Consider the following 13,043-nt stretch of genomic DNA (forward strand, 5'->3'; position numbering starts at 1 on the left):
TGGGCACCCCGGCATGGATGCCGGGGTAGCCGCGACACGGCCATGGATGGCCGATCGCGGCGGGCCCACGGAGCAATGCCTGACTGCGGGCATGCCGAGCCTAGGCGAGGCACCGAGTGGTGGGGCAGGAGCCCTTTTGGTTACTTTTGGGGCTCTTTTCCAAAAGTGACCCGCTGTAAGAGCGGAACCCTAAGTGGCCATAACCGCAGCAACGGATATGTACTCACACCCAATAACCAAAAAGAGCAAGTCGTGTAGATACCTAAGCGGCGACCCGACAAGCCGGCTCCCACATTTGAATTGGATTTCAAATCATAAAAAAGGCGACCGTTTGAAGGTCGCCTTAGATCATTTTGCGTACTGCTTGCTCAACCCCGGCGGTACGCCCTGCACATTCGTCTCTTCCCATGGCCCATTCGGGCTGATGGAGCGGCTCCAGCCGTTGCTCCAGCGGTAGTAGGTGCGCTGGCGGTAGAAGGTGTCCGGTTGCTCGTCCAGCACGTACACCTGCATCTTGCCGTCCCAGTGGCTGGCAGCGCCGGGGGGTGGGGCGAAGGTTGGGGACTTGCTGGGCAAGGGCTTGGCGGGGGCGGTGACCGGGCCGGAAGGTTTGGTTACCGGCTGGGTCGAGGGGCCCGACGGTGGAATGGTCGGGCCCGTAGGAGCTGGAGGTGGCCGATGGACCGCGCAAGCGCTCAAGCCCAAGACCAGACTGAGCAGGGTGATACGAGCGATGGCGGTCATGGGGATTTCCTCGAAATTATTTATCCGGACTGTCGATGGTCAACTGCTGGGTCGCGGTGGTGCTGCTGGCCAGGGGTTGACTGCGGCCGATCCACTCGCCGGCAGTCGGTTGACCGGCCCGTGAGATGCGCGCAACCAGTTGGACTTCGGGAAAGTTGGACAGTTTCAACTGCGGCATCATCGCATCGGCATCGCCCAGTTCGACGGTCACCGGCAGATCGGCCACGGTGACGCGCTTGGCGGCCAGTGGCGCCGGCGGGCCGGAAACGGCGCGGGCGAAGATAAATACGCTGTCAGTCGGCAGAGCGCGGGCTTTGACGTCGGCCGCCAGGTCCACGCGTACTTTCATCACGGCGGTCTTGGTAGTTGGCGCGACGGCACCGCCGCCCTCTTTCAACTTCTCGGCCGCGCGGTCGATGCCGCCTTGCAGCGCTGAGCGGGAATTGTCTTTCTCCGGCAACAAGGCCAACAGACGGTTCCAGTAGTCGATGGCTTCCTGGTAACGCTGCCCTTCAAAGGCGGCGATGCCCAACAGGCCAAGGCTGGTGACTTCCTTCGGGTCGAGTTTCAACGCTTCGTCAGTCAGGGCCTGAAGCTGCGGCGACCACTGTTTGTTGTTGGCAAAGTACTGCGCCTGGGCCCACTGCCCGAGCAACTCGGGCTGGCGACCGGCCAGGGCCACGGTGCGCTCGAAGACCTTGGCCGCGTCGGCCGAACGATCCTGGGCCATGTAGGCGCGACCCAGGAAGTACAAGCCTTCGGCAGAATCCGGTTGCGCCGCCGCAGCCCGTTCCAGGCGCTGGGTCATGTCAGCAAGGGAGACCGGCGGCTGGGCGAATTCGCGGGTCAGTTCAACCTTGTCGATGGCGCCGTAATGCAGGTACAGCCCCAGGCCCAACACCGGCACCAGCACGGCGGCCAGCAGTGGCAGCGGCTTGCCCAGGCGCGATTCGCGGGGCTTTTCCACGCCTTCGGTATCGGCCAGCAATTCACGGGCGGCTTCGGCGCGGCCGGTATCGAGTTGCGCCGCGTTGAGCACGCCTTCGCTTTGTTGGGTTTGCAGTTCAGCAACACGTTCCTGATACAGCGCGACGTTCAACGCGGTGCGGTCTTCTTCACGCTGGGCGCGACGTACGCGCAACACCGGGATCAACAGGAAACTCAAGGCAACCAGGAGCAGCAGGCCAGCTGCGAGCCAGAAATCAATCATCAGTTTTTTTGTCCAGCAGTTGGTCGAGGCGTTGGCGCTCTTGGGCAGATAGCGCATCAGAACCATCGGTAGGCGCCGCACGGCGACGGCGGACGATCACGGCCATGACCACCAGGCCACCCAGCAACAGGGCGGCGGGGCCAAACCAGAGCAAGGCGGTCTTGCTGGTCAGCGCCGGCTTGTAGCGGACAAAATCACCATAGCGATCGACCATGAAGTCGATGATCTGCTGATTGTCCTTGCCCTCGCCCAGCATGCGGAAAATCTCTTTGCGCAGGTCGGCGGCAATCGGTGCGTTGGAGTCGGCGATGTCCTGGTTCTGGCACTTGGGGCAGCGCAGTTCCTTGGTCAGCTCGCGGAAACGCTCACGGTCGCCATCGCGGGCAAACTCGTAGGTGTCGATGGCGGCATGGGCCACGCCCACCAGGCCCAGGGCCAGTACTGCGGCGGTCAACCAACGCTTCATGGCTTGGCCTCGTCCACCAGGGCCTGGTACTTGGCCGCCAGTTGTTCGCGCCAGACCACTTCGTCGATCACCCCCACGAACTTGTCGCGGATCACGCCCTTGGCGTCGATAAAGAAGGTTTCCGGGGCACCGTAGACGCCGAGGTTCAGGCCCAGGTTGCCGTCTTCATCGCGCACGTCCAATTGGTATGGGTTGTGGAATTCCGCCAGCCACTTCAAGGCCGCTGCATTGTCGTCCTTGTAGTTGATGCCGTAGATCACCACGCCCTTCTCCGCCAGCTTGTTCAGCACCGGGTGCTCCACGCGGCAGGAGATGCACCAGGTGGCCCACACGTTGACCAGCGCCGGTTTGCCGATCAGGTCTGCCTGGGTCAGGGTTTTATCGCCCTGCACCGTAGGCAACGAGAACGCCGGGAACGGCTTGCCGATCATCGCCGACGGCAGCTCGGCCGGGTCCAGGTACAGGCCGCGATACAAAAACACCGCGACCAGCAGAAACACCGCCAGTGGCAATACCATCAACCAACGCTTCATACCGCAGCTCCCTGCATGCCGAGGGCTTCACGCACCCGGCTCTTGACCTTGACCCGGTAACGCCGGTCCATCGCTGCCAGCAAACCACCGAAGCCGGTCAGCAGGCCGCCGAACCAGATCCAGCGCACAAACGGCTTGACGTGGACCCGCACGGCCCAGGCGCCCTCACCCAGGGGTTCGCCCAAGGCGACATACAAGTCACGGGTGAACCCGGCGTCGATCCCGGCTTCGGTCATCATCGAGCTCTGTACGGTGTACAGGCGTTTTTCCGGGTGCAGCACGGCGATTTGCTTGCCGTTGCGCAGCACACGCACGGTGCCTTTGTCGGAGGTGAAGTTCGGCCCTTCGAAGTGCTTGGCGCCTTCGAAGACGAACTGGTAGCCGGCCAGGTCCATGGACTCGCCAGGGGCCAGGCGCAGGTCGCGCTCGGCGCTGTTCTGGCTGGACAACACCACGCCCAGGGCGCACACGGCGATACCGATGTGCGCGATCTGCATGCCCCAGTAGCTGCGGGTCAGGGTTGGCAGGCCTTTGATCAGGCCCTTGTGCCGGGTCTTGTCGAAGATATCGCGCACGCCGGCCAGCAACACCCAGGCCGCGAGCATAAAGGTGGCGAGCACTGCCCAGTTGAAGTCGCCGTAGGCAATCCCGGCAACCACCGACAGTGCAGCACTGCCCAGCAGCACGGGGATCAACATGCCCAGCAGCCATTTGACCGGGGTGTCTTTCCAGCGCACCAGCACGCCGATGGCCATTACCACCATCAGCAGGCCCATCAACGGAATGAACAACGCGTTGAAGTACGGCGGGCCGACCGACAGCTTGGCGCCAGTCAGGGCATCGAGCACCAGCGGGTACAGAGTGCCCAGCAGGATCATCGAGGCCGCAACGATCAGCACCAGGTTATTACCCAGCAGCAGGGTTTCCCGCGACCACAGGTTGAAGCCCACGTGGCTCTTGACCACCGGCGCGCGCAGGGCAAACAGGGTCAGCGAACCGCCCACCACGCAGAGCAGGAAGATCAGGATGAACACACCACGCTCAGGGTCGGCGGCGAACGCGTGCACCGAGGTCAGCACACCGGAACGCACGAGGAACGTGCCCAGCAGGCTCAGGGAGAAGGCGGCAATGGCCAGCAACACGGTCCAGCTCTTGAACACGCCGCGTTTTTCGGTGACGGCCAGGGAGTGGATCAAAGCCGTGCCCACCAGCCAGGGCATGAAGGAGGCGTTTTCCACCGGGTCCCAGAACCACCAGCCGCCCCAGCCGAGTTCGTAATAGGCCCACCACGAGCCCAGGGTGATGCCGATGCCGAGGAAAGCCCAGGCGACGATGGTCCATGGACGCGACCAGCGCGCCCAGGCGGCATCAAGACGCCCGCCGAGCAAGGCGGCGATGGCAAAGGCGAAGGCCACGGAGAAGCCCACATAGCCCATGTACAGCATCGGCGGGTGGACGATCAGGCCGATATCCTGCAGCAACGGGTTGAGGTCGCGACCGTCCACGGGAATCTGCGGCAAGATCCGCTCGAACGGATTGGAGGTCATGATCAGGAACAGCAAAAAGCCGATGCTGATCATGCCCATCACCGCCAGCACCCGCGCCAGCATGACTTGCGGCAACTGCCGGGAGAACACCGACACGGCAAAGGTCCAACCGCCGAGGATCAGGGCCCACAACAGCAGGGAGCCTTCGTGGGCGCCCCACACGGCGCTGAACTTGTAGTACCAGGGCAAGGCGCTGTTGGAGTTGCTGGCCACATAGGCGACGGAAAAGTCGTCGGTCATAAACGCGTACGTCAGGCAACCGAAGGCGAACGCCAGGAACGCGAACTGGCCCCAGGCGGCGGGCTGCGCCAGGCTCATCCACAGCCGGTCGCCGCGCCAGGCGCCCAGCAGCGGGACGATGGCCTGGACGATAGCAAAGCACAGGGCGAGGATCATCGCCAATTGGCCCAACTCGGGAATAAACAATGTAGAGGTCATTGCTTAACCCTCCTTGGCTGGGGTGGGCGCGGATTGGCCGCTGTCTTTGAGGGCCTTGGTCACTTCCGGCGGCATGTATTTCTCATCGTGCTTGGCCAGCACTTCATCGGCCACCACCACGCCCTGGGCGTTGATTTTGCCCAGGGCCACGATGCCCTGCCCTTCGCGGAACAGGTCCGGGAGGATGCCGCGGTAGGTGATGGTCACGGATTTGTTGAAGTCGGTAACCACGAAGGTCACGTCCAGGGAGTCGCCGGAGCGCTTCAGGGAACCGGCCTCGACCATGCCACCGGCACGGATCCGCGTGTCTTGCGGCGCTTCGCCATTGGCGATCTGGGTCGGGGTGTAGAACAGGTTGATGTTCTGCTGCAGGGCACTCAAGGCCAGGCCTACAGCTATGCCGACGCCCACCAGGATGGCAAGGATGATCAACAGACGCTTTCTACGCAGCGGATTCACTTATCGGTCTCCCGGCGCAGACGACGCGCCTCTTGTTGCAGGTAACGCTTGCGGGCCAGGATCGGCGCAACAACGTTGAGGGCCAGGACTGCCAGGCTGATGCCATAGGCGGTCCAGACGTACAGGCCGTGGTGGCCCATGGCGAGAAAATCACTGAAAGAGGAGAAACTCATCCACGGGCTCCCAGGCTGTTTTGCACTTCGACCTTGACCCAACTGGTGCGGGCTTCACGCTTGAGCACTTCGAGGCGCATGCGCATCAGCAACACTGCGCCGAAGAAGCAGTAGAAGCCCAGGACCATCAGCAGTAGCGGCGCCCACATTTCCACGGGCATCGCCGGTTTTTCAGTGAGGGTGAAGGTGGCGCCCTGGTGCAGGGTATTCCACCACTCCACCGAGTACTTGATGATCGGGATATTGATCACGCCGACAATCGCCAGCACCGCGCAGGCCTTGGCGGCGCTGTCACGATTGCTGATCGCGTTGCCCAGGGCAATCAGACCGAAGTACAGAAACAGCAGAATCAACATGGACGTTAGTCGCGCATCCCAGACCCACCACGAGCCCCAGGTCGGTTTGCCCCAGATTGCCCCGGTGAGCAGCGCCACCGCGGTCATCCACGCACCGATGGGCGCCGCGCATTGCAGGGCGACGTCGGCCAGCTTCATCTTCCACACCAGCCCGACAATGCCGCACACCGCGAGCATCACGTAGCAGGACTGGGCCAGCAGCGCGGCGGGCACGTGGATATAGATGATGCGAAAGCTGTTGCCCTGCTGGTAGTCCGGTGGTGCGAAGGCCAGGCCCCAGACCAGGCCAATACCGATCAGCAGGAAGGCGGCGACGGCGAGCCAGGGCAGCATTTTGCCGCTGATCCCGTAGAACCACTTGGGCGAGCCGAGCTTGTGAAACCAGGTCCAGTTCATTGCTGTTTCCATCACGGTTGCTTCTTGTCGTTGCAAGAAGCTTAGGGTCTTTACTGACGCAGTGAAAATACCGGGTCAGACCTCATTATTCGCCGACGCTGATCTTCAGGCCGGCCGCTATAGCAAAGGGTGTCAGGGTTACCGCCAGGGCGGTCAGGCTGCCAAGCCACAAGAGGTAACCGGTCGCCGGCATCCCCATGAGCGCGGCCTGCAAGGCGCCGCTGCCCAGGATCAATACCGGGATATACAAAGGCAGAATCAGCAAGGCCAGCAACAACCCCCCACGTTTCAGGCCCACCGTCAGTGCCGCACCCACCGCCCCCAGCAGGCTCAGCACCGGGGTACCTAGCAACAACGAGGCCAGCAAGACGGGCAGGCATTCGGCGGGCAGCCCCAGCATCATCGCCAGCAGCGGTGCGAGCAGGACCAGCGCCAGGCCGGAGAAGGCCCAGTGTGCCAGTACCTTGGCCAGAACCAGAAGAGGCAGGGGGTGCGACGAAAGGACCCACTGTTCAAGGGAACCATCTTCGAAATCACTGCGAAACAGCCCGTCCAGCGAGAGCAGGACGGACAAAAGGGCCGCGACCCACACCAGTCCCGGAGACAAGGTTTGCAACAGTTTAGTCTCGGGACCGACCGCCAACGGGAACAACGCGATGACAATCGCGAAGAACACCAGCGGGTTGGCCAGTTCAGCCGGGCGGCGACACAGCAAACGGGCTTCGCGGGCGACCAACAGGGCAAATACACTCATACCGACCACCGTCCCAGGTCCAGGTCGCGGTAACCGGCAGGCATGCGGGTCAAGGTGTGGTGGGTAGTGAGGACCACCATGCCACCTTGCTCGCAATGCCGGGCCAGGTGTTCTTCGAGCTGCGCCACGCCCTGCTTGTCGAGGGCGGTGAAGGGTTCGTCGAGGATCCACAACGGCGGGCCCTCCAGGTACAGGCGGGCCAGGGCCACCCGGCGCTGCTGGCCGGCCGACAGGGTATGGCACGGCACATCTTCGAAGCCCTGGAGCCCGACGGCCGCCAGGGCCCGCCAGATGGATGCGCGCGGGGCCGGATGATGCAGGGCGCTGAGCCAACTGAGGTTTTCTTCGGCCGTCAGCACATCCTTGATCCCCGCAGCGTGGCCGATCCACACCAGATTGCGCGCCAGCTCCATGCGTTGCTCTTGCAGCGGCTTGCCATTGAGGCGCACCTGGCCTGCCGTGGGCTGCATCAAACCGGCCAGCAGGCGCAGCAGGCTGGTCTTGCCACTGCCGTTGGGGCCGCTGATCTGCACCATGTCGCCCGCCGACAGCCGCAACTCGAGGTGTTCGAACAGCATCCGCAGGTCTCGCTCACAGGCAAGCGCAACGGCTTCAAGTAGGGGGCTGGTCACAAGATCGCGGGCCTTTACGGTTCAAGTCGGCGGTGGAACGGCCGTTAAAGAGATGCACAATAACTGCATTGGCGGCCTGTTTTAGAGAGCTGGATCAATCAGTTGAGATGTTTTTGACCCGCTCTTTGAAGACGGGCGGCATTATACATGTGATGCCCTACTCTAAAGAGGGCAATTTCCTTGAGACGGCGGCCACGATGACCGGTGACATCAACCTTCCGACCCTGCCCCCTGCCCCGGCCTCCGGGCCCAGGCCTGCGCCTGCGGTGGGCGAACTGCTGAAACTGCTGGAGCCGCAGACTGGGTTGATCGACGCCGGCAAAACCGTGAACGCCGAGGTCCTGGCGCTCAAGCAAGGCGGTGAAGCCTTTCAGCTGTTGCTCAAGCTGACCCTTGAAGGTGGCCGACAAACCCTGGTGCAGGCCGCGAGCAGCCAGCCACTGCCCCTGGGCAGCAACGTGGCGGTGAGCCAGACGGCATCGGGCGACCTGGCGATCAGCCTGCAGCAGGCCCTCAGCGCCAATGTTGCCGCCCTGACCCGCATCGACACCAACCAGTTGCCGGTGGGCACCTTGCTCCAGGCCAAGGTGCTGACCTCGCAGATGCTGCCCCAGGGCGCCGGGCAACCGGCGCTATACCGTTCGCTGGTGTCGGTGCTCAACAACGCCCTGAGCGGTACCACCCTGACCCTGGAAAGCCCGCAACCGCTGCGCGTCGGTAGCTTGTTGAGTGCCGTGGTGCAGGGTGCGCAGACCCTGGATTTCGTGCCCCTGAGTGGGCTGCGCGATCAACTGGCGGTCAGCCAGCAACTGGCCGCCCAGCAAAGCCGCCAGGCCTCGCTGGAAGGGGTGTTCAATGCCCTGAAAAACCTGCCCGATGACACCTCCGCACAATTGCGCGCCGCCGTCGATCGCCTGCTGGCCGGGCTGCCGGATGTGGCGCAGGTCAGCAACCCCAGGGTGCTGGCGCAACTGCTGCACAACAGCGGCGTGTTCCTTGAAGCCAAGCTGCTGGCCGGGCAAAACCCGCAAGTGCCGCCGCTGGATATGAAGGGCAGCCTGCTGCGCCTGGTCAACGAATTGCTACCCGCCCTGCCCGCCAACACCAACCTCAATGCAATCCTGGCCGCCAATACCCTGGCGCAGATGCTGCCCAGCTTTGTCCGCAGCCCGCTGGGTACCCTCGGCCAGGTGGGCGCCCGCAACGCGCCGGGCGGTTTCCCATTGCCGGAGCGCCTGCTGCAGCGCCTGGACGGTGAAAACAGCCTGGAAAACCTGCTGCGCCTGGCCGCCGGCGCCATCTCGCGCTTGCAGAGCCATCAACTGTCGAGCCTGGAACAGAGTGGCACCACCGCCGATGGCCGCCTGCAAACCACCTGGCAACTGGAAATCCCCATGCGCACCTTGCAAGACATCGTGCCGCTGCAGGTCAAGTTCCAGCGCGAAGAGCCGGCGCCGGACAAGGACGAGCCGGAACGCAAGATCGAACGCGACGCGAAGAAGATGCTGTGGCGCGTGGAACTGGCCTTCGACATGGAGCCCCTGGGCCCCTTGCAGGTCCAGGCACAATTGAGCCAGGGCAAACTGTCCAGCCAGCTATGGGCCACCCGCCCCTACACCGCCAGCCTGATCGAAAGCCACCTGGGCAGCCTGCGCGAGCGCCTGGTGTCGTCGGGCCTCAATGTCGGCGACCTCGACTGCCACCTCGGCACCCCGCCCCGCGGGCCAAAGACCGGGCTGGAACAACGCTGGGTGGATGAAACCGCATGAAAAACCCCAACCCACCACGCCAGGCCATCGCCCTCAAATACGACGGCAAAGCCGCCCCCGCCCTGACCGCCAAAGGCGACGACGCCCTGGCTGAAGCCATCCTGAAGTTGGCGCGCGAACATGAAGTCCCGATTTATGAAAATGCCGAGCTGGTGAAACTGCTGGCGCGCATGGAGTTGGGTGACAGCATTCCCGAAGAGCTGTACCGCACCATCGCCGAGATTATTGCGTTTGCCTGGACGCTCAAAGGCAAGTTCCCGGCGGGGTATGACCCGAATGCCGAGCCAGTGGAGCGGGATGTGACGGCGCGCGGGGATGATTACTGACGTTTCGAGGATGCACACAGATCAAAAAATGTGGGAGCGGGCTTGCTCGCGAAAGCGGTGGGTCAGTCGGTACATGTATTGACTGACCCACCGCTTTCGCGAGCAAGCCCGCTCCCACATGGGAACTGCGGCGGGTGCTGGAAGTGGGGGCGGTAAAAATAAGTGTGGGCTGGCTTGCCTGCTCCCACATTTGAATCAATACAGTGTCAGCTTTTGTGCAACTCCCACATTGGAACTGCGGCGAGTGCTGGAAGTAGGGGCGACAAAAAACAAGTGTGGGAGCTGGCTTGCCTGCGATGGCGGTGGGTCAGTCGGTACAGCCTTGGCTGACACACCGCCATCGCGGGCAAGCCCGCTCCCACATTTGAATCAGTAGAGTGTCAGCTTTTGTGCAACTCCCACATTGGAACTGCGGCGAGTGCTGGAAGTGGGGGCGACAAAAAACAAGTGTGGGAGCTGGCTTGCCTGCGATGGCGGGGGGTCAGTCGGTACATGTATTGACTGATCCACCGCTTTCGCGAGCAAGCCCGCTCCCACATTTGAATCAGTACAGTGTCAGCTTTTGTGCAACTTGCTCATCAACTGTGCCTCGGCCTGGGTCAGGCCGCAGGATTGGGTCAGTTCGTCCACCGTAGCGCCCATGCCCACCAGTTTTGCCGCCTGGGCAAAAGACAGGTTGGCCGGGTCGCGCTGTTCCAGTGCCGACAGTTTGTCGGGCAACGGGGCGAGGATGGCGCGCAGTTCGTGCACGTCCTCCCCTACCCGCACGGCGCTTTGCTGGTAGTTGTCCACGCGCTTGGCCATCTCGCGCAGGCGCTGGTCACGCACGGCGTCGCGCTCGGCCTGTTGCAAGGCCAATTCGCGTTGCTGGCGCATATGGCGCAGCAATACCACTACAGTCCCGACCCACAGCAGGGCCAGGACGATTACCGCTACCTCAAGCATCAATCAGATGTTCTCCAGGTCCGACCACTCTTCTTCGCTCATCATCTTGTCCAGCTCAACCAGGATCAACAGCTCGCCGTTCTTGTTGCACACACCCTGGATAAACTTGGCCGATTCTTCATTGCCGACATTCGGCGCGGTCTCGACTTCCGATTGGCGCAGGTAAACCACTTCAGCCACGCTGTCGACCATGATCCCGACCACTTGCTTGTCGGCTTCGATGATGACGATACGCGTGTTGTCGTTGACTTCAGTCGGCATCAGGCCAAAACGCTGGCGCGTGTCGATCACGGTCACCACGTTGCCGCGCAGGTTGATGATGCCCAGCACGTAGCTCGGCGCACCCGGCACTGGCGCGATTTCGGTGTAGCGCAGCACTTCCTGCACGCGCATCACGTTGATGCCGTAAGACTCGTTGTCCAGCTTGAAGGTTACCCATTGCAGAATCGGATCATCCAAACCCTGTGCGGACGCTGACTTATTCATACCCCTGACCCCTTCAAATACCGTTGATAACGGCGTGTGTTCTTCTTTGGCAGCACCGTGGTACTGCGCCTCTTATCAAGTACGTTTGTTACCTGGCAGATCTTTTACCGCGCCGCTGGCTATCAGCTCCGCCAATTCGGCGACATCCAGCAGCGCGCACATATGTTCGATCACGGTGCCCGCCAGCCATGGCCGCTGGCCACGGTGGCTGCGCCATTTGATTTCATTGGGGTCCAGGCGCAGCGAACGGCTGACCTGATGCACCGCCAGCCCCCATTCGTAGCCCTGCACCGAGATCACGTATTGCAGGCCCTGGCGGAAATCGTCGCGATAGCGGTCGGGCATCACCCAGCGCGCAGTATCCAGCACCTTGAGGTTGCCGGCCTGGCTCGGCAGGATCCCGAGGAACCACTCCGGCTGGCCAAACAACGGCGTCAATTCCTGGCCTTCCAGGGAGTAAATCGACCCCAGGCACACCAGCGGCACCGCCAGGGTCAACCCGGCCACATCGAACAGCAGGCATTCGAACGACTCGGCAGCCCACGCTGGCCGACCATCGGTTTCCACCGGTGGCGGCGTAATGCTCGGCGGTCGATGCACCTCGGCCACCGGCGGCACCAGCACCAGAGGTGCAGGCGTTTCCACGACCGCGACGGCGACAGGCACCACCAACGCATCACGGGCCTGCTCTTCGAGGACCGCCAGTTGAAACTCATCCAGGCTGGCCTCAGCCTCGACCACAGGCACCGCCAGCACTTCATCCAGCACCAGGATCGGCTCGGGCAGCACTTCCTCGGTCGCATCCTGCAGCAGTGCGTCCAGGTAGGACTGCAGCGCCAGTTGCGGCCGGGTCTTGATATCGACAGGACGATTCATCTGTATGCCCACGCGCACGCACCGTTAACCGTGTATTCAAAGGTTATCGGCCTGCCCGCGCTCGGACTTGAATCAAAAGTCCGTGACATCAGGCAAAACCCATCGCGGGCAAGACTCGCTCCTACAGGGTTGTTCATTTCACGCCACCTGCGCCACAAGTTGCTGGGCCAGCAGATGCTTGAGCAAGGCGCGATACGCCAGCACGCCACGGCTTTTGCCATCGAATTGCGAGGGCGCGAGGCCGGCGCGGCTGGCGTCACGCAAGCGCGTGTCCACCGGGATATAGCCTTGCCAGATGGTCTCGGGGTAAGCATCGCGCAGTACGCGCAGGGTGCCGAGGGAGGCCTGGGTGCGACGGTCGAACAGGGTCGGCACGATGCTGAACGGCAACGCCTGTTTGCGCGAACGGTTGATCATCGCCAGGGTGTTGACCATGCGCTCCAGGCCTTTGACCGCCAAGTGCTCGGTCTGCACCGGGATCACCAGCTGCTGGCTGGCCGCCAGGGCATTGACCATCAGTACGCCGAGCAATGGCGGGCTGTCGATGATGGCGTAGTCGAAGTCCTGCCAGAGTTGCGCCAGGCTCTTGGCGATCACCAGGCCCAGGCCGCTCTGCCCCGGCGACTGGCGCTCAAGGGTGGCCAGGGCGGTGCTGGAGGGCAACAGGGAAATCTTCTCGTTGCTGGTGGGCAGCAGCAGTTGCCCGGGCAAGCCTGCGGGGACGCTGCCCTTGTGCAGGAACAGGTCAAAGCAGCTGTGTTCCAGGGCATCGGGGTCGTAGCCGAAATAGCTGGTCATCGAGCCATGGGGATCCAGGTCGACAATGACCACGCGCTTGCCCGCCTCGGCCAGCAGGCCGGCTAAGGCGATGGAGGTGGTGGTCTTGCCGACCCCACCTTTTTGATTGGCAACTGCCCAGACTCTCATTCGGAT

General features: G+C 62.7%; 16 protein-coding genes. 2 read left to right on the plus strand and 14 right to left on the minus strand.

Annotated features, from left to right (window positions below):
* Positions 1-348: 348 nt before the first annotated feature.
* The 10 genes from HBR93_RS25720 to ccmA all read right to left on the minus strand — a co-directional run bounded on the left by HBR93_RS25720 (position 349) and on the right by ccmA (position 7,708).
* Positions 349-744 (minus strand): hypothetical protein, encoded by a 396-nt coding sequence (locus HBR93_RS25720; protein ID WP_115127676.1) that lies wholly within the window; start codon positions 742-744, stop codon positions 349-351.
* Between the two features lie 16 nt (positions 745-760).
* Complete coding sequence (ccmI, locus tag HBR93_RS25725; RefSeq protein WP_057438828.1) at positions 761-1,954, minus strand: c-type cytochrome biogenesis protein CcmI; 1,194 nt, start codon at positions 1,952-1,954, stop codon at positions 761-763.
* On the minus strand, positions 1,947-2,420 hold the full coding sequence (locus tag HBR93_RS25730; protein ID WP_057438827.1) for a cytochrome c-type biogenesis protein: 474 nt from the start codon (positions 2,418-2,420) through the stop codon (positions 1,947-1,949). Before HBR93_RS25730 ends, ccmI begins: the two co-directional genes overlap by 8 nt.
* A complete protein-coding gene (locus HBR93_RS25735) occupies positions 2,417-2,953 on the minus strand; it encodes a DsbE family thiol:disulfide interchange protein (RefSeq protein ID WP_115127674.1) in 537 nt (178 codons plus the stop codon). The genes HBR93_RS25730 and HBR93_RS25735 overlap by 4 nt, the downstream gene beginning before the upstream one ends.
* Positions 2,950-4,938 (minus strand): heme lyase CcmF/NrfE family subunit, encoded by a 1,989-nt coding sequence (locus HBR93_RS25740; RefSeq protein WP_169961357.1) that lies wholly within the window; start codon positions 4,936-4,938, stop codon positions 2,950-2,952. Before HBR93_RS25740 ends, HBR93_RS25735 begins: the two co-directional genes overlap by 4 nt.
* Positions 4,939-4,941: 3 nt before the next feature.
* On the minus strand, positions 4,942-5,397 hold the full coding sequence (ccmE, locus tag HBR93_RS25745; RefSeq protein WP_169876558.1) for a cytochrome c maturation protein CcmE: 456 nt from the start codon (positions 5,395-5,397) through the stop codon (positions 4,942-4,944).
* Complete coding sequence (ccmD, locus tag HBR93_RS25750) at positions 5,394-5,570, minus strand: heme exporter protein CcmD (protein ID WP_169961358.1); 177 nt, start codon at positions 5,568-5,570, stop codon at positions 5,394-5,396. The genes ccmE and ccmD overlap by 4 nt, the downstream gene beginning before the upstream one ends.
* A complete protein-coding gene (locus HBR93_RS25755; RefSeq protein WP_057438825.1) occupies positions 5,567-6,322 on the minus strand; it encodes a heme ABC transporter permease in 756 nt (251 codons plus the stop codon). Before HBR93_RS25755 ends, ccmD begins: the two co-directional genes overlap by 4 nt.
* 85 nt (positions 6,323-6,407) lie before the next feature.
* Positions 6,408-7,076 (minus strand): heme exporter protein CcmB, encoded by a 669-nt coding sequence (gene ccmB / locus HBR93_RS25760; RefSeq protein ID WP_032859085.1) that lies wholly within the window; start codon positions 7,074-7,076, stop codon positions 6,408-6,410.
* Positions 7,073-7,708, minus strand: coding sequence for a cytochrome c biogenesis heme-transporting ATPase CcmA (gene ccmA / locus HBR93_RS25765; RefSeq protein ID WP_169961359.1), 636 nt, complete (start codon positions 7,706-7,708; stop codon positions 7,073-7,075). Before ccmA ends, ccmB begins: the two co-directional genes overlap by 4 nt.
* Before the next feature lie 197 nt (positions 7,709-7,905).
* Here ccmA and HBR93_RS25770 point away from each other — a divergent pair, with 197 nt between their 5' ends.
* Positions 7,906-9,477 (plus strand): flagellar hook-length control protein FliK, encoded by a 1,572-nt coding sequence (locus HBR93_RS25770; protein ID WP_169961360.1) that lies wholly within the window; start codon positions 7,906-7,908, stop codon positions 9,475-9,477.
* Positions 9,474-9,803 (plus strand): EscU/YscU/HrcU family type III secretion system export apparatus switch protein, encoded by a 330-nt coding sequence (locus HBR93_RS25775; protein WP_057958955.1) that lies wholly within the window; start codon positions 9,474-9,476, stop codon positions 9,801-9,803. The genes HBR93_RS25770 and HBR93_RS25775 overlap by 4 nt, the downstream gene beginning before the upstream one ends.
* Before the next feature lie 555 nt (positions 9,804-10,358).
* Here the strand turns inward: HBR93_RS25775 and HBR93_RS25780 are convergent.
* The 4 genes from HBR93_RS25780 to HBR93_RS25795 form a co-directional block, all read right to left on the minus strand.
* Positions 10,359-10,751 carry a DUF2802 domain-containing protein gene (locus HBR93_RS25780; RefSeq protein ID WP_057438822.1) on the minus strand — a complete coding sequence of 131 codons (393 nt, stop codon included), beginning with the start codon at positions 10,749-10,751 and terminating at the stop codon, positions 10,359-10,361.
* Positions 10,752-11,234, minus strand: coding sequence for a chemotaxis protein CheW (locus HBR93_RS25785; protein WP_032859076.1), 483 nt, complete (start codon positions 11,232-11,234; stop codon positions 10,752-10,754).
* A gap of 75 nt (positions 11,235-11,309) precedes the next feature.
* Positions 11,310-12,110 carry a CheW domain-containing protein gene (locus tag HBR93_RS25790; RefSeq protein ID WP_115127668.1) on the minus strand — a complete coding sequence of 267 codons (801 nt, stop codon included), beginning with the start codon at positions 12,108-12,110 and terminating at the stop codon, positions 11,310-11,312.
* 138 nt (positions 12,111-12,248) lie between these two features.
* Positions 12,249-13,037: a ParA family protein gene (locus HBR93_RS25795; RefSeq protein WP_057438820.1), complete on the minus strand. Its 789-nt coding sequence runs from the start codon at positions 13,035-13,037 to the stop codon at positions 12,249-12,251.
* Positions 13,038-13,043: the final 6 nt, after the last annotated feature.

Source organism: Pseudomonas sp. WS 5411 (assembly GCF_012985595.1).
Taxonomy (GTDB): Bacteria; Pseudomonadota; Gammaproteobacteria; order Pseudomonadales; family Pseudomonadaceae; genus Aquipseudomonas; species Aquipseudomonas shahriarae.

Bases quoted from the DNA above. Each gene is read 5' to 3' on its own strand.
- ccmD (WP_169961358.1), bottom strand. From the start codon at position 5,570: ATGAGTTTCTCCTCTTTCAGTGATTTTCTCGCCATGGGCCACCACGGC.
- HBR93_RS25755 (WP_057438825.1), bottom strand. From the start codon at position 6,322: ATGAACTGGACCTGGTTTCACAAGCTCGGCTCGCCCAAGTGGTTCTAC.
- ccmB (WP_032859085.1), bottom strand. From the start codon at position 7,076: ATGAGTGTATTTGCCCTGTTGGTCGCCCGCGAAGCCCGTTTGCTGTGT.
- HBR93_RS25740 (WP_169961357.1), bottom strand. From the start codon at position 4,938: ATGACCTCTACATTGTTTATTCCCGAGTTGGGCCAATTGGCGATGATC.
- HBR93_RS25730 (WP_057438827.1), bottom strand. From the start codon at position 2,420: ATGAAGCGTTGGTTGACCGCCGCAGTACTGGCCCTGGGCCTGGTGGGC.
- HBR93_RS25720 (WP_115127676.1), bottom strand. From the start codon at position 744: ATGACCGCCATCGCTCGTATCACCCTGCTCAGTCTGGTCTTGGGCTTG.
- HBR93_RS25785 (WP_032859076.1), bottom strand. From the start codon at position 11,234: ATGAATAAGTCAGCGTCCGCACAGGGTTTGGATGATCCGATTCTGCAA.
- HBR93_RS25795 (WP_057438820.1), bottom strand. From the start codon at position 13,037: ATGAGAGTCTGGGCAGTTGCCAATCAAAAAGGTGGGGTCGGCAAGACC.
- HBR93_RS25790 (WP_115127668.1), bottom strand. From the start codon at position 12,110: ATGAATCGTCCTGTCGATATCAAGACCCGGCCGCAACTGGCGCTGCAG.
- HBR93_RS25775 (WP_057958955.1), top strand. From the start codon at position 9,474: ATGAAAAACCCCAACCCACCACGCCAGGCCATCGCCCTCAAATACGAC.
- HBR93_RS25770 (WP_169961360.1), top strand. From the start codon at position 7,906: ATGACCGGTGACATCAACCTTCCGACCCTGCCCCCTGCCCCGGCCTCC.
- ccmI (WP_057438828.1), bottom strand. From the start codon at position 1,954: ATGATTGATTTCTGGCTCGCAGCTGGCCTGCTGCTCCTGGTTGCCTTG.
- HBR93_RS25735 (WP_115127674.1), bottom strand. From the start codon at position 2,953: ATGAAGCGTTGGTTGATGGTATTGCCACTGGCGGTGTTTCTGCTGGTC.